This is a genomic window from Glaesserella parasuis (assembly GCF_017352235.1).
Classification (GTDB): domain Bacteria; phylum Pseudomonadota; class Gammaproteobacteria; order Enterobacterales; family Pasteurellaceae; genus Glaesserella; species Glaesserella parasuis.
Genome location: NZ_CP071487.1, coordinates 1988763 through 2004523, shown reverse-complemented (window position 1 = coordinate 2004523; position 15761 = coordinate 1988763). Strand labels below are relative to the sequence as shown.

General features: G+C 38.4%; 17 protein-coding genes. 10 read left to right on the top strand and 7 right to left on the bottom strand.

All coding sequences use genetic code 11. The features are described from left to right. The first annotated feature begins 72 nt into the window (after positions 1–72). Positions 73–816 (top strand): YdcF family protein, encoded by a 744-nt coding sequence (locus tag J1G47_RS10140; protein ID WP_005710515.1) that lies wholly within the window; start codon positions 73–75, stop codon positions 814–816. A 23-nt stretch (positions 817–839) separates the two neighbouring features. Here the strand turns inward: J1G47_RS10140 and J1G47_RS10135 are convergent, their stop codons facing one another. The 5 genes from J1G47_RS10135 to J1G47_RS10115 all read right to left on the bottom strand — a co-directional run bounded on the left by J1G47_RS10135 (position 840) and on the right by J1G47_RS10115 (position 4366). Then, positions 840–1547, bottom strand: a complete 708-nt coding sequence (locus J1G47_RS10135) for a YwiC-like family protein (RefSeq protein ID WP_160404663.1) — start codon at positions 1545–1547, stop codon at positions 840–842. 72 nt (positions 1548–1619) lie between these two features. Further along, complete coding sequence (locus tag J1G47_RS10130; RefSeq protein WP_160404643.1) at positions 1620–2732, bottom strand: N-acetylmuramoyl-L-alanine amidase; 1113 nt, start codon at positions 2730–2732, stop codon at positions 1620–1622. 9 nt (positions 2733–2741) lie between these two features. Then, complete coding sequence (gene tsaE, locus J1G47_RS10125; protein WP_005710509.1) at positions 2742–3230, bottom strand: tRNA (adenosine(37)-N6)-threonylcarbamoyltransferase complex ATPase subunit type 1 TsaE; 489 nt, start codon at positions 3228–3230, stop codon at positions 2742–2744. Between the two features lie 5 nt (positions 3231–3235). Then, positions 3236–3787 (bottom strand): oligoribonuclease, encoded by a 552-nt coding sequence (gene orn / locus J1G47_RS10120; protein ID WP_010786010.1) that lies wholly within the window; start codon positions 3785–3787, stop codon positions 3236–3238. A gap of 39 nt (positions 3788–3826) precedes the next feature. Then, complete coding sequence (locus tag J1G47_RS10115; RefSeq protein ID WP_005710504.1) at positions 3827–4366, bottom strand: KdsC family phosphatase; 540 nt, start codon at positions 4364–4366, stop codon at positions 3827–3829. Between the two features lie 67 nt (positions 4367–4433). Between J1G47_RS10115 and J1G47_RS10110 the strand changes: the two genes are divergently transcribed. The 6 genes from J1G47_RS10110 (at position 4434) to J1G47_RS10085 (ending at position 11035) form a co-directional block, all read left to right on the top strand. Then, positions 4434–5117: a YggS family pyridoxal phosphate-dependent enzyme gene (locus J1G47_RS10110; protein ID WP_026916808.1), complete on the top strand. Its 684-nt coding sequence runs from the start codon at positions 4434–4436 to the stop codon at positions 5115–5117. A gap of 66 nt (positions 5118–5183) precedes the next feature. Beyond that, entirely contained in the window at positions 5184–7793 is a 2610-nt protein-coding gene (gene pepN, locus J1G47_RS10105) for an aminopeptidase N (RefSeq protein WP_160428496.1), read from the top strand. Further along, positions 7793–8209, top strand: a complete 417-nt coding sequence (locus tag J1G47_RS10100; protein WP_010786013.1) for a DUF805 domain-containing protein — start codon at positions 7793–7795, stop codon at positions 8207–8209. The genes pepN and J1G47_RS10100 overlap by 1 nt, the downstream gene beginning before the upstream one ends. 153 nt (positions 8210–8362) lie before the next feature. After that, complete coding sequence (gene yihA / locus J1G47_RS10095) at positions 8363–8992, top strand: ribosome biogenesis GTP-binding protein YihA/YsxC (RefSeq protein ID WP_021110443.1); 630 nt, start codon at positions 8363–8365, stop codon at positions 8990–8992. Between the two features lie 4 nt (positions 8993–8996). Beyond that, positions 8997–9422 carry a ribonuclease E inhibitor RraB gene (gene rraB / locus J1G47_RS10090; RefSeq protein ID WP_005710495.1) on the top strand — a complete coding sequence of 142 codons (426 nt, stop codon included), beginning with the start codon at positions 8997–8999 and terminating at the stop codon, positions 9420–9422. A gap of 80 nt (positions 9423–9502) precedes the next feature. Next, positions 9503–11035 (top strand): class I SAM-dependent methyltransferase, encoded by a 1533-nt coding sequence (locus J1G47_RS10085; protein WP_005710493.1) that lies wholly within the window; start codon positions 9503–9505, stop codon positions 11033–11035. On the opposite strand, the gene tusA is transcribed toward J1G47_RS10085, so the two are convergent. Beyond that, complete coding sequence (tusA, locus tag J1G47_RS10080; RefSeq protein ID WP_005710491.1) at positions 11021–11269, bottom strand: sulfurtransferase TusA; 249 nt, start codon at positions 11267–11269, stop codon at positions 11021–11023. The genes J1G47_RS10085 and tusA overlap by 15 nt on opposite strands. Positions 11270–11304: 35 nt before the next feature. Here tusA and pepQ point away from each other — a divergent pair, with 35 nt between their 5' ends. Further along, the gene (gene pepQ, locus J1G47_RS10075) at positions 11305–12627 is read left to right on the top strand and encodes a Xaa-Pro dipeptidase (protein WP_207326617.1); all 1323 of its coding nucleotides are present in this window, start codon (positions 11305–11307) and stop codon (positions 12625–12627) included. A gap of 70 nt (positions 12628–12697) precedes the next feature. Here the strand turns inward: pepQ and J1G47_RS10070 are convergent, their stop codons facing one another. Next, complete coding sequence (locus J1G47_RS10070; protein ID WP_160416529.1) at positions 12698–13624, bottom strand: LysR family transcriptional regulator; 927 nt, start codon at positions 13622–13624, stop codon at positions 12698–12700. A 188-nt stretch (positions 13625–13812) separates the two neighbouring features. Between J1G47_RS10070 and J1G47_RS10065 the strand changes: the two genes are divergently transcribed. Both J1G47_RS10065 and J1G47_RS10060 read left to right on the top strand, forming a co-directional pair. After that, positions 13813–14502 carry a thermonuclease family protein gene (locus J1G47_RS10065; protein ID WP_207326616.1) on the top strand — a complete coding sequence of 230 codons (690 nt, stop codon included), beginning with the start codon at positions 13813–13815 and terminating at the stop codon, positions 14500–14502. After that, positions 14499–15695 (top strand): aminotransferase class V-fold PLP-dependent enzyme, encoded by a 1197-nt coding sequence (locus tag J1G47_RS10060; protein ID WP_207326615.1) that lies wholly within the window; start codon positions 14499–14501, stop codon positions 15693–15695. The genes J1G47_RS10065 and J1G47_RS10060 overlap by 4 nt, the downstream gene beginning before the upstream one ends. Positions 15696–15761: the final 66 nt, after the last annotated feature.

Sequence of the window (15761 nt, the reverse complement as noted above, 5' to 3'; positions counted from 1 at the left end):
ACAATAGACAACGGAAAAGGAATGAGGAATAATAAATCTCTTTTACTTACTTGACAAAATTGCCTACTCATTATGTTTGCTATCACAAAATTTATTACTGCGGTCATTCTTCCACCATTTAACATTCTGATTTTATGGTTGTTTTCTTTAATTTGTTTCCGCTTAAAATGGAAAAAATTAGGTTATCTCTCAACTTTTTTAGGTGTAGCAATGCTCTATATTTTCAGTATTCCCTATACTTCGCAAAAATTGCATGATTCTCTGGTAACGGAAGATAACCTTAGTATTGAAGATTATAAATCGGCTCAAGCTATCGTTTTACTTAGTGGTGGCTTGCGTGATAGTAAAGAGTTATTTGGCAAATTAGCGATCAGCGAAATAGCATTAGAGCGGGTACGTTATGCTGCTTTTTTACAAAAAGAAACGGGCTTACCTTTATTAATTACGGGAAGTAGCCCAAAAGGGACTTCAGAAGCTGCCGTCATGAAAAAAGAGCTCGAACAATTTTTCCATATTCCAACACAATGGTTGGAAGAAAAAGCCAAAACGACGGCTGAAAATGCGAAGTTTTCTAAACCGATTTTAGAAAAAGAAGGTATTAATAAGATTGTGCTAGTGACAAACCAGTGGCATATGCAACGAGCAAGAATGCTATTTGAGCGAGAAGGTTTTAAGATATTACCTGCAAGTGTTGGAGCAGGAAAAATGCCTGAAACCTATGGATTAAATGTATTTTACTTTATCCCACAATCAGGAGCATTACATAGCAATATGCACGCCCTGAAAGAATGGATTGGATATTGGAAAGAGAAATAACAGATATTATTAGGTTAATACATTTAGTAGATCAGCCCTAGTGTAAAAACAAATATCACTAAAAATTCAAATAGGCCGACTTGTTTAATTTTCCAGTTTCTTTTTGGCACAATAACCGCTCTAATTAACCCAATGAAATAGGCAAAGCTAATGCCATAATCGCCTAAGGCGAGATAAACAAAGATAAATATACAATGAAGTCCTATACTGAACTTACAGTAAAGAGGATTTTTCCGCTCTCGAGCAACGCTTTTTACATAAATTGTTGTCCCAATAAAAAATAACGTAGGGTGGAGTAAAATCTCAAAATTATATTGGTTTGTTGCTAAATAGAAACTTGCCATTCCAATTATGCCGAAGGTTAAAATACCTGCAATATCATTGATTAAGTTTCGTTCATCTTTTTGTTTTGCATAGTAAATTTGGACCCCTGCAAGCGGCAGGATTAGGATTATAAATTGCAAAATAGAAAAATGACTTAAGAGTACGGGAAATATAAATATGCCGCTAAATACGGCATAAATAATCATCCAGCGTTTATATTTTTCATTTTGTTTTTTGCTAACGACGGAGAAAAAAGGATGGGAAAAGAGATAAGTAAAAAGCCAGCTAAGCCCAAGCCAAAAATGATTCATTACAAAATGGCTAGCAGAAATACCATAAATAAATGGTACAAATGCCATCACTAATGCTCCGTGCTGATTAGAAATAATCGGCTTTTCTTTAAATATCATGCTTATTTATCTACTATTTTGTCTAGGTTCCCATATCCAGTTTTAAATTTTATACTCTACTATATTGATTTACTTTACTTGCAGCTTCTTCCCTACAAAGATTTTATTTTGTTTTAAACCATTTAGCTGCCTCAATTTTTCAGGTGTTGTTTTATACATGCGAGCAATGGAATAAAGTGTTTCATCTTTCTGGACAACATGATATTTCGCATTGAGATTAACCGTTTTTTCTGACGCTTTAGACGATTGTTCTTGCTTAGTTTTCGTCGTTATTTTTGCTTTCTCTTTAGTTTTTTCCTTAGGCGAAGTCACCGCTGCTTTAGCTTTTTTATCTTCTTTAGAGCGATTCTCTACCTTTTTTTTAGCTTTCGATTTCTTGGTTGATTTTTCATCATTAACTGCTATTTGATTTGGCTGTTTTGGTAATCTATTTTTATATGCAATTAATCCTTGATAAATCGCCTTTGCAATCTGACGGCGATAAGCCTTTGTAGCTAAACGTTGTTCTTCCGTTGCATTAGATAAAAAGCCTGTTTCCACTAGAATTGAAGGAATATCAGGGGAACGCAATACGCTAAGGCTGGCGTGTTGTGGCGAACTTTTTGCTAATTGCGTAACATTTCGCAGTTTGTCTAAGACTGTTTTACCTAACTCATAACCTGAACGCTGTGCGTGAGAAAACTGCAGATCAAGCACTGTCTGGTTCAAGTAACGTTCATTATTATTTGCTAAAACCGAACCTGCCCCACCTAATAATTCCGATTGCTTTTCGTGATCTTCCAACCATTTTCCTAATTCATCATTTGCACGGCGATTAGATAAAACCCAAACCGAAGCCCCTTTTAGATTATCTGAACTTGGTGAAGAATCAGCGTGAATTGACACTAGATAATGTGCCTTATTTTTACGAGCAATTTCAGTTCGATTAGGTAACTGGATAAAATAGTCGCCATTGCGTGTCATTACTGCCTTGAAATTTGGATCTGCATCTAACAACGCCTTTAGTTCTCTGGCAATCGCTAAAGTCACTTCTTTTTCTTTAACCCCTAAATTTTTACCGATAGCCCCTGGATCTTTGCCCCCGTGTCCAGCATCAATGGCAATGGTTAATTTTGCTTGTGCGGAAAGAGCAAGAAATAAACTCATTACCGTAAAACAAACATAATGTCGTAATTTCTGCATAGTATTACCCTAAGCGGTCTGATGTTCTAAATAATCTACAATCTGTTTTGCTGAGTTGTTTTGAGGCATAAGAGCTAGATTTCGCCCTGTTTCTGCATAGTCAATTTGAATAATAAAGTCCGCAGATGGGATCATTCCTTCCCCCCGACTTGCCCATTCTAGTAAGCAAACCGTTTGTGGACGGAAGTAGTCCCTAATTCCCATAAACTCCAACTCTTCAGGATCACTCAAACGATATAAATCAAAATGATATAAAGCATAAGGGGGAAGCTGATACTCTTCAACTAAAGTATAAGTTGGACTTTTTACATTCCCATTATGCCCAAAAGCCCTCACAATGCTACGTGTCAGTGTCGTTTTTCCAGCCCCTAATTCTCCGTTTAGATAAATCACAACGGATTTTTCATTATGATTGTCTAAATAGCGTTGAAGTTGCTGGGCAAAACGCTGACCAAAATTAAGCATTTCTTCTTCGGTCGCAAAATAAAATGATTGCATTATTGTTAATCTAAATTAATAAAATGGTGACGATAAAACTTCAACTCTTCGATGGACTCTTTAATATCATCTAAAGCTAAGTGACTGTTTTTCTTACTAAATTGTTTAAGCATTTCAGGCTTCCAACGGCTCGCAAGCTCTTTTAATGTACTCACATCTAAATGGCGATAGTGGAAGTAATCCGCCAAATTCGGCATATATTTATAAAGGAAACGCTTATCTTGTGCAATGCTATTACCACAAATCGGCGAAGCCCCTTTCGGCACCCATTTCTTCAGGAAATCTAATGTCTGTAATTCGGCAGCACGTTCGGTTAATTTACTCTGCTTCACACGCTCAACCAACCCATTTGCAGTATGGGTTTTCACACACCATTCGCTCATTTTATTTAATAATTCATCGGGTTGATATACGGCAAGCACAGGGCCTTCTGCCAAAATGTTCAGATCTTTATCGGTGATAATGGTAGCAATCTCAATAATTCGCTCTTTTTCAGGATCAAGCCCTGTCATTTCGAGATCGATCCAAATTAAATTTTGTTTGTCTTGTTGGCTCATCTTTTTCAATTAATTATCTAAAATTCCACAGGATATTATTTATTGTAGCATTTCATGCACCACTTTCATAAACCCATCAGCAGTAGCATAAACTTCTTCTTTGCCTTGAGCTTTTAAAATCATATCGGAAAGCTCACGGAATGCGGAATGTCCGCCTTTACGTGTTAAGACTAAATCTGCCTGATTTTTGACATAATCAAAGGCATCGCCCACGGCAACCGCTAGTCCACAGACTTCAAATGCAGGCAAGTCCAACGTATCGTCGCCTAAAAATGCAGTTTCTTCGGCTGAAACCCCCGCTTGTTGCATTAATTCAAAACAAGCATCTCGCTTAGACATTTTGCCAAGTTGGAAAAGGGGAATGCCTAAATCTTTGATGCGACGGCGTAAAATCGGGGTGTCACCGCCCGATAGCACGGCAACTTGAATACCACAAGCAAGGAGCATTTTAATCCCTAAACCGTCTTTCACATTGAAGTATTTTAATGCTTCGCCATTTTCGGTGTAATAAAGGCTACCATCAGTAAGAACACCGTCCACATCGGTAATCACAAGTTTAATTTTTGTTAGTCTTTGCATAAGTATCCTTGATTTCAGTTAAGTGGAGTTTTATGATCTTGCCCATTATAGCCTTTTGGAGTAGCCAATGTCGATTTCTCAAAATTTAGCGATAATTTCTCAACAAATTCAACAATGTTGTCAGCAAGCTAATCGCCCTGAACAGAGTGTTAAACTGCTTGCGGTGAGCAAAACTAAACCCATTTCAGCCATTGCCGAAGCCATTGAAGCAGGGCAACGTGCCTTTGGCGAAAATTATGTGCAAGAAGGTATTGAAAAAATTCAGCATTTTGCGGAGAACGACACATTAGAATGGCACTTTATCGGTTTATTACAATCGAATAAAACGCGTGTAGTGGCGGAGCATTTTGACTGGGTACAAACGATAGATAGGCTCAAAATTGCACAACGTTTAAGCGAGCAACGTCCTGAACACCTGCCTGTACTGAATGTTTTAATTCAAATTAATATCAGTGATGAAGCATCTAAATCGGGTATTTCTGCGAAAGAAATGCTAGAATTAGCCACTCAAATTAGCCAACTGCCACGTTTGAAATTGCGTGGTTTAATGGCAATTCCGAAGCCTGAAAGTGAGCCTGAGCAACAGAAAATCGCCTTAGCTCAAATGAATGAACTGTTTCTTCAATTACAATCTCAATTTGAAGGGATTGATACGCTATCAATGGGAATGTCTGATGATATGCCAAGTGCAATTGAATGCGGTTCGACAATGGTGCGTATTGGTACGGCGATTTTTGGGGCAAGATCTTAAATTTGATTGCACTTAAAGACAAATACTCTTATCCTTTCCATATTCAAAAAACCTAAGGGAAAAGCTATGCAACCTAAAGCAAAATTTAGAAAAGATTACCGTCAGCCTGATTTTACGATTCATCAAATTTATCTTGATGTTCAGCTTGATCCTGAGCAGACGATTGTCACATCGACGTTGTCGGTCATGCGTAAAAATGCAGAAGCGACTACGTTACGTTTAGATGGGCATAGCTTTGAATTTTTATCGATTAAATTTAATGGCGAGCCATTCAAAGAATATCAAAAAGATGATGAGGCTTTGACTTTAAATTTAGCCGATTTCCCTGCGGATCAATTCGAGCTGGAAATTCAGACAAAACTCAATCCATCAACAAATACGTCACTACAAGGGTTATATCAATCAGGCGAAGGGATCTGCACGCAATGTGAAGCGGAAGGTTTCCGTCAGATTACTTATATGCTTGATCGCCCTGATGTGCTTGCAAAATATCGCACCAAAATCACCGCTTGTAAAAGTAAATATCCATACCTGCTTTCTAACGGCAACCGTATTGCTCAAGGGGAGCTGGACGATGGTCGTCACTGGGTGGAGTGGGAAGATCCGTTCTTCAAACCAAGCTATTTATTTGCCTTAGTCGCAGGGGATTTTGACCTGTTGCAAGATAAGTTTATCACGATGAGCGGACGTGAAGTCGCCCTTGAAATCTATGTGGATCGTGGAAATCTTGATCGTGCAACTTGGGCGATGGAGAGTTTAAAACGTTCGATGAAATGGGACGAAGAGCGTTTTGGGTTAGAGTACGATTTAGATATTTATATGATCGTGGCGGTCGATTTCTTTAATATGGGGGCAATGGAAAATAAGGGGTTAAACATTTTTAACTCGAAATTTGTGCTGGCTAATCCGCAAACTGCAACGGACGATGATTATTTGAATGTTGAAGCGGTGATTGCTCACGAGTATTTCCATAACTGGACGGGCAACCGTATTACTTGCCGTGACTGGTTCCAACTCAGTTTAAAAGAAGGTTTGACGGTTTTCCGTGACCAAGAGTTTACTTCAGATTTATGGTCAAGATCGGCAAAACGGATTGAAGATGTGCGTTTGTTGCGTGCGGTACAATTTGCTGAAGATGCAAGCCCGATGGCTCACCCTATTCGCCCTGAAAAAGTGATTGAAATGAATAACTTCTATACAGTTACCGTCTATGAAAAAGGGGCGGAAGTTATTCGTATGATCCATACCTTACTTGGCGAAGAGCGTTTCCAAAAAGGAATGAAACTCTATGTGGCAGAAAATGATGGCACGGCGGCAACCTGTGAAGATTTTGTGTCTGCAATGGAACGTGCTTCGGGAGTTGATTTAGATCTGTTCCGCCGTTGGTATAGTCAATCGGGTACGCCTGAATTAACGATTGCTGATGAATATGATGAAAAACGTCATACTTACCGCTTGCACGTTTCTCAAAACACACCACCAACCGCTGATCAGCTAGAGAAAGTGAATTTACACATTCCGTTGAAAGTAGCGTTATATGGTCAAGATGGTAAGAAAATCAAGTTACAACACGAATTATTAACTGTCAGTGATGTGTTAGATGTGGTCCACGAACATCAAACCTTTGAGTTCCACAATGTGCAACAACGCCCTGTGCCTGCACTGTTGTGTGATTTCTCAGCCCCTGTGCGTTTAGATTATGACTATTCAACAGAACAGCTTTTAACGCTCTTGAAATTTGCTGAGAATGATTTTGTGCGTTGGGACGTGGCACAAATGTTGTTTAACAATGAGCTGCGTGAAAATCTAAGTCGTTACCAACAGGGCGAAGCAATGGCATTCTCACAAGGTCTGTTAGAAGCGCTCACCTTTGTGATCGACAATGCAAATAAAGACCCAGAACTTGCCGCTTTAACCTTAACCTTGCCAAAAGAAACGGAATTTGCGGAGTTGTTTAAAGTGATCGACCCTACGGGTATTGCAGCTGTACGTCACTTTATGCAACAAGCGATTGCTGATGAACTAAAAGATCACTTCTTAGTCGTTTACAACCAAAATAAATTAACGGAATACCGTGTGGTTGCCGAGGATTTGGCAAAACGTGCATTACGCAATGTCTGCTTGTCTTACCTTGCCTTTACTGAAGTAGGGAATACCTTGGTACACAAACATTATCATCAAGCAAACAATATGACGGATACTTTGGCGGCACTCTCAGCTTCGACCAAAGCACAACTTGCTTGCCGAGATCAGCTTCTTGCCGATTTTGAACAAAAATGGCAACACGATGGCTTAGTGATGGATAAATGGTTTGTTTTACAGGCAACACGCCCAGATGAAAATGTACTTGAAATTGTGCAAGATTTATTAACGCACCCAAGTTTTAACTTCAAAAATCCAAACCGTGTACGTTCATTAGTTGGGGCATTTGCAAGCCAAAACCCAAGTGCATTCCACGCTATTGACGGCTCTGGCTACCGTTTCTTAGTCGATATGTTGATTAAGATGAACGAAAGCAATCCGCAAGTGGCGGCACGCTTAATTGAGCCGTTAATTAAACTTTCTCGCTATGACACTCAACGTCAAACCCTGATGCGTCGCGGCTTAGAGCGTTTGAAAGGTTTAGATAATCTTGCTCGTGATTTGTTTGAAAAAATTGAAAAGGCATTGCAGTAATGATTTGGCATAAAGCATTATTTTCTTTTCACGGAAGGTTAAACCGCAAAGGCTTTTGGATCGGCTTTGGGATTAATTTTGCATTTTTGTTTATTTTTGCAAATTTTATCTTAAATCCGACCGCTTTCAGTTGGATTAGCGTTCTACCCTTGACCCTTTCACTTTACAGTTTATCTGCAGTGATCGTTAAACGCCTACACGACCGTAATCGTTCGGCGAAAGCCTTGTTTATGGTTGCGGTGCCGATATTGTGTTATCTCAGTTCATTGGGATCGCAAGGAACAATGGCATTTGTGCTAGGCATTATGATGCCGATGTTTATCGGAACGATTTTAGTGATGGAATGGGGTGTTTTTGCAGGAAATCCTGAAGCTAATCAATATGGTGAGAAAGGATTGAGTGTGAGATTTAAATAATTGTAGGGTGGGTCTTGACCCACCATTCCGTTGTAATCTCTTGAATTTATTGGTGGGTTAAAACCCACCCTACAAAACTGTTTTTTAAATCTCCCCCAGCCCCTCTTTTTCAAAGAGGGGCGTTTACAAATTTTAATAACAAACAAATACAAAATGACCGAAATAAAACTTAACTACCACAAAACCCATTTTTTAACCTCTGCACCTGATATTCACCATTTACCAGAAGACAGTGGCGTGGAAATTGCCTTTGCAGGGCGTTCAAATGCAGGGAAATCGACGGCATTAAATGCCTTAACTAATCAAAAAAACTTGGCTCGTACCTCTAAAACCCCAGGGCGTACGCAGTTAATTAACTTATTTGAAGTAGAACCAAATTGTAAATTAGTCGATTTACCAGGCTATGGTTATGCGGCGGTGCCTGAGCAGATGAAACTTCAGTGGCAACGTTCTTTAGGTGAATACTTGCAGAAACGTGAATGTTTACGGGGCGTAGTGATTTTAATGGATATTCGCCACCCGTTGAAAGATCTCGATCAGCAGATGATCGAGTGGGCGGTATCTGCGAAGTTGCCTGTATTATTGCTACTTACCAAAGCGGATAAACTTAGCCAAAGTGCGAGAAGCAAAACCGTCAAAATGGTGCGTGAAGCAATTTTACCGTTTCAAGGCGATGTGCAAGTTGAAGCCTATTCTGCGTTAAATCGTATTGGTATTGATAAACTTGCGACTAAATTAGATAGTTGGTTCGCCGAAATTTTTACACAAACCCAAGAGGGCTAATCTTATGTACAACTTAACCGAATTACGCCAAGAAACCGATGAAATCATCAAATCTTTATTAGACGATGGCAGCGATCCTGAAGCCCTTTATATTATCGAACACCACGTTGCTCACCACGATTTCGATAAACTCGAAAAATTAGTGGTAGATGCTTATAAGTTGGGCTATGAGATTTCTGAAGCGGAAGAAGTGGAAGAAGAGAATGGCGATCTTGTGTTTGTGTGCGATATTGTCAGCGAAATTAAACTAGATGCGGAACTTATTACCGCTCAACAAAAAGAGCTACTGCCGTTAATCGAAAAATCGGGTGCGGTCTACGAAGGCTGGGGAACTTATTTTGAAGATCCGAACAGTGATGAAGATGAATATGGTGATGACGGCGAATTTTTCGATGACGAAGATGATGATTTTGATGATGAAAGACGTTAACCATTAGCAGAATTATGAAAATAAATGATAACCCTATGTAGAATATTTACCATGTAAGAATCAAGTAATAAGGAGGAGCAATGCTAACAAATTGGTCAGAAGGTTATGTTAATGATATTAATTATACGACAGGTTATTACGATGGATTAAATAGCCACCAATTAATTTGTCCATTCTTAATAGCAAATTTACAGCCGCCAAAAGTCATTAATGCGTGTGAGTTAGGTTTTGGGTTTGGTGTATCGCTTAATATTCATGCAGTAGCAGGAACAGTAAAATGGTACGGGACTGATTTTAATCCTTCTCATGCGTTCTTTGCTCAACAATTAGCAAACCAAGGCAATCCAGATAAAGTCGTTATTGCAGATCAATCTTTTGCCGAATTTTGTCATCGAGATGACTTACCTGATTTTGATTTTATTGCTCTACATGGTATTTGGTCTTGGATTTCACCACAAAATAGAGAAACTATCGTTGATTTTATTCAACGTAAATTAAAAGTAGGTGGTGTAGTCTATATTAGCTATAACACATTACCAGGATGGGCAGGAAAATCACCAATTAGATATTTATTAAATCAATACTATAGTAAATTATCTGCTACTCTAGAATCAAAAGATCAAGCGATTAAATCAGCATTAGAACATACAAAGAATATGCTTTCAGTGAGTAATAGTCTCCTTTCTCTCTCACCTTATTTGTTGGAACAAGTTGAACAGATCAAAGAACAAAATTCTAATTACGTCATTCATGAATTTACTAATCAGAATTGGTATCCAATGTATTTTTCAGAAATTGAATCCTGCTTGAAACAAGCTAAATTAAGTTACGCATGCTCCGTTTCTTATTTAGATGATTTTGATGAGGTTTTATTTGATGAAGAGCAACAAAAATTATTATCTAGCATTCAAGATCCTTCTTTATTTCAAACAGCAAAAGACTTTATTTTAAATAAACAATTCCGCCGTGATTATTGGGTTAAAGGAAAATCTCAACTTACTAATCAACAAGGAGAGAAAGAATGGAAGAAATTAAATATATTACTTGTTTCATCTACAACAAAAATTTCGACCACGATTAAAAACTACCGACAAACGGAATTTAAAGAAGAATTATTAAAACCTATTATTGAAAAATTATCTGATTATAAGATTCACTCGTTAGAATCTTTGTGTGAAGCCTTAAAAGGGGATATGCCTCCAAATGCATTATTTAGAATAATTGCCCTATTAGTAGCTCGAAAAGAAGTTGTCATTACTCAATCGGCTGAAACAATAGAAGCAGCTACAAATTCCTGCCAGAAATTTAACCGAGCTATATTGGATAATCCTTTTGCTTTTAATAACGTTAACTATCTGGCAAGTCCTGTGTCAGGTGGTGGGATTTATTATTCTAATATTGAATTACTCTTTTTATCTGCATATGTACAGAAAATTCCAGAGAAACAGTGGGAAAAATATGTACGTACTATTTTAACAGCACATAATCAACTATTACGTAAAGATGATAATATTCTATCTTCTGAAGAAGAGATACTTGGAGAAATATCTCGTCTGAAGAAAGAATTTTTAGATGATAGATTTGAAATTACAAAAAGTTTAAAGGTGGTCTAGCCCCTTTTTCACCCAATATTGATACGGCTTAGTATCTGTTTGACTTTTTAATAGCTGATGATCCATAAATTGACAAAAACTCGGAATATCACGAGTAGTTGCAGGATCGTCAGCAATAATTAGCAACACTTCACCATCTGCCATATTGCGAATGGTTTTGCGAGTAAGCATTACGGGTTCAGGACAACGTAGCCCTAGGGTATCTAAAGTGTGGTTAATGGTTAGTTCGGTCATCGTTATTATTCAAAATTAAAAATTACAGGATATATATGCAACAGCTTTTCTCTCAACACATCGCACGTATTCAACAAATCGTACAGCACGCCTTAGAGCTGGCTCGTCTTGACGGGCTTTGGATTTATGCAGGGCAGGCAAAATATCATTTTTTAGACGACCAAACATCGCCATTTAAAATCAATCCGCATTTTAATTATATTTTCCCTGATCCCACCGCAGAACAAAGTTGGCTTTTTTTAGACGGTAAAAATAAACCGAAACTCTATTTTTATGCACCGCAAGATTATTGGCATTGTACGCCAAATCCGCCGACATCGGCATTTTTTGCTGATGAGTTTGAATGGCAAATGCTCACGGATAGCCAACAAATTCGACAATATATCCTTAATCCGACCCATTGTGCCTTTATAGGTGAACAAACGGAGTTGGCAAAATCACTAGGTTTTGAGCATATCAATCCACAGAAAGTGCTAAATGTACTGCATTTTGAGCGTTCGATCAAAAGCGAATTTGAAATTGAGTGCATTTATCAAGCTCAACTCACTGCTTTAGCTGGACACCAAGCGGCAAAAGAGGCTTTCTTTGCTGGTAAAAGTGAGTTTGAAATTAATTTAGCCTATCTTCAAGCGACCAAGCAATCGGATAACAATGTGCCTTACGGCAATATTGTTGCGATCAATCAGCATAGTGCGATTTTACATTACACGAAATTGGATTTCACGCCACCTTGCGAACGCCACAGTTTTTTACTTGATGCTGGCACAAGCTATCTTGGTTATGCCTCCGATCTTACTCGAACTTATGCCTTTGATCCACAAAGTGAATTTGCAGCAATGATTGCTCAAATGGAGCAGTTTAAACTGGATACGATTGCTGATATGCAAGTGGGGATGAATTATCTAAGTTACCATACCCAAATGCACGGTTGGATCTCGCAAATGCTTCACCAGTTTGAGTTTGTGAAATTACCTGCCGATCAAATTTTTGAAGAGGGTATTAGCCGTACTTTCTTCCCACACGGTTTAGGGCATCAGCTTGGTTTGCAAGTCCACGATGTTGCAGGTTTCCAACAAAATCACCGTGGCACACGCAAAGCTCCGCCTGAGATTTATCCAAGTTTGCGTTGCACTCGTGATTTAGCCGAAGGTATGGTGCTTACCATTGAACCTGGGTTCTATTTTATTGAGATGTTGCTAAATCAATGGAAAAACCACCCGCTTGCACCTTTCTTTAACTGGCAGAAAATCGACGAATTTAAACGCTACGGCGGTATTCGGACGGAAGATAACATTGTGATGAGAGCGACGGGTGCAGAAAACTTAACGGCAAAAGCTGAAAGTATCAGTAGCAGATAAGTAATTATTACAGATCCCATTTAGCTTAAAATATCTAAATGGGAAATTGGTGTACTCATAAATAATATTTCTAATCTAAAGAAAATAGATCTAATAATGTGGCAAAGCTTTGCGATTTCACTATATTGTGAAACTCTTCAATGTAAACTTTATCTAGATCTGTTTCCCTGATTGCTGCGTATAAATTGCTATATAAGCCATTAGAAGTGATTTTTCTTGCAACAACATAGCCTTTTTCTAAATATGGTTTTACAGCCCAATAAGGTAAGGCTGCAATACCTCTTTTACTGGCAACAAGCTGAATGATTGCGATAGTTAATTCACTAGTGCGTCTTGTTGGGTTTATTCCTACTGGTTGTAAGATTTTTTTCAATAAATCTAACATATTGTCGGGAACAGGATAATGAATTAGTGTTTCGTGACGAAAATCTTCAGCTTCCCAAATTTCTTTTTGAGCCAAAGGGTGATCTTTGGCACAAATAGCAACCATTTCATAAGAAAACAAAGGTTTATAAATAATACCAATGGACTCTTCTATTTCTGATACAACAGCCCAGTCTGCTCGGTGAGCAAGCAATAGACCAACAGTATCAGTATGAAAACCAGACACAATATCTAATTCTATTCCCCCCCAATTTTGTCTAAAAATATCCATTGCTGGCATTAACCAATCAAAACAAGTGTGGCATTCAACAGCAATCCGTAATTCTCCAACTTCTCCTTGTTTAATTCGGGTTATATCTGATTCAGCTTCTATTATTTTAGGTAAAATTTCATAAGCGAGCTGTACTAAACGTTCTCCAGCTGGAGTAAAATGGATTGGCTGAGTTTTACGTTCAAATAGAGTTAGATCATATTGATTTTCTAACAATTTAATTTGATGAGATAATGCTGATTGTGTTAAATGAATACATTTGGCGGCAGCTGAAACACTGCCGCTTTCTTTTAAAGCAATAATAGTTCGTAAATGACGAAGCTCTAAGAAAATTGGTTTCATTAGTCTGAATTTTGAATGTAACAACTACAATTGACCTAGAATAGCATGTATTTACTATATTAGAAAATCGTTTTCCTAATCAGCATTACTTTATTTTTTATTAGCATGCTGGGTTAAATACATAGTTTCTATTATCTATATCATTTTATAAATGGCAAATAGCCTTCTATTTAAATATTACTTAAAATATGAAAAAAACTATTTACTTCCATAAATTAGCAATATTACTTTCTCTATTTTTTTCAAATGAACCGATTGTTGCTAAACATATAGCACAGAAAATATGCATAGTTGTAGGTATTTATGATGGCGATACTTTAACCTGCTTGCACAATCGGACACAACTTAAAGTACGCCTGCAATATATTGATGCCCCAGAATTTGCCCAGCCTTTTGGTAATAAGGCGAAGCAATCGTTAACTCAACTGGCATTTAAAAAAGAGGTTGAACTTGAGATTACGGGGTATGATAAATATCAACGGCTGTTGGCAGTGGTTTATGATCAGAGGGGTGAAAATCTTAACTTAATTCAGGTGCAACGAGGAATGGCGTGGGCGTATCGCCAAACACAACCTGTGTATCTGCAAGCTCAACAACTTGCTCAACAGCAAAGAATAGGTTTATGGCAAGATAAAAATCCGATCAATCCTGCGGACTGGCGTGCAAGTAAGCGGTCAGATGAACATTCATTTTGGCAAGGTTTTTCGCCTAAGGCACCGCTTGCCACTATAGATTGTAATGTGAGGAAAAGTTGTAACGATCTTCCCGATTATGACACGGCGAAACGCTACTTTAAACAATGCCGTTGGCGAGAGCTAGACGGCAATAATGATGGTATCCCTTGTAATAAACTTTATAGAAAGGCTCAGCGACAATGATTAATCATACTTTTCGTTCCCATTTCCCTTTTTTTCAAGATAGTCCCGATGCGGTATATTTAGACACTGCCGCAACAACACTCAAACCGAAAGTGTTGATAGACGCAACGCTCAATTTTTATCGTTCATCTGGTTCGGTTCACCGTAGTCAATATGATTTTCCTCAAACGCAACGTTATGAATTAGCAAGGGATTTAGTGGCAAAACGTTTCAATGTTGCAACACGAGATGCGGTTATCTGGACAAGTGGCACAACCCATTCACTTAATTTAGTCGCAAATGGTTTAGCTGACAGTATTGAAGCTGGTGATGAAATTGTGATTTCTGTGGCAGAACATCACGCTAATTTTATTCCGTGGCAACAACTTGCTGAGCGTAAACAAGCGAGGTTGATTGTGCTGCCACTTAATAGCAACTACCAGATTGCCCCTGAAATGCTACAAACAGCCTTATCAGAACGCACTAAAATCGTTGCGTTTAATTTGGTGTCAAATGTAACAGGGGTTAGGCAGCCTGCAGAGCAATTGATACCGCTTATTCGTCAGCAATGTTCAGCCAAAATTGTGCTTGATGTTGCACAAGCGGTCTGTTGTGAACAAATTGATGTACAAGCACTTGATGCCGATTTCTATGCGTTCTCTGCACATAAGATGTACGGACCAACTGGGGTTGGCGTATTAACAGGGAAATTGAGTAGCCTTGAGCAACTCCGCCCTCTTTTATTTGGCGGAAAAATGTTACAAGAGATTACTGAGCAAAAGCTCACGATGGCAACATTGCCTTATCGTTTAGAAGCAGGTACACCAAATATCGCAGGAATTATCGCTTTTGGTGAGGTGCTGGAGTGGTTGGAAAAATGGGATTTTTCAGCCTTAAACTCACCGCTTTATCAGCTTGCTAAAGAGGCTCGCCAACGGTTAGCAGCTTATCCAAATATACGCATTTTAGCGGAAGGAAGTTTAAGCCCAACGATTAGCTTTGTCTTTCATCATCAACATCACGCAGATATTGCGGCGATTTTAGCCGAGCAACAGATCGCATTGCGTAGTGGCGAACATTGTGCCAAACCCTACTTACGTTATTTAGCACAAAATGGCACCTTGAGAATATCTCTTGCTCATTACAATGTGCAAGCGGATCTTGACCGCTTTTTTACCGCATTAGATTTTGCTCTCGACATTTTAGAAAATTAATCTCAACTTAGATCAAAAAATCGTAAATTTCCCGATTTTCTGCTAGAACGAAAGGGCGTTATAGGG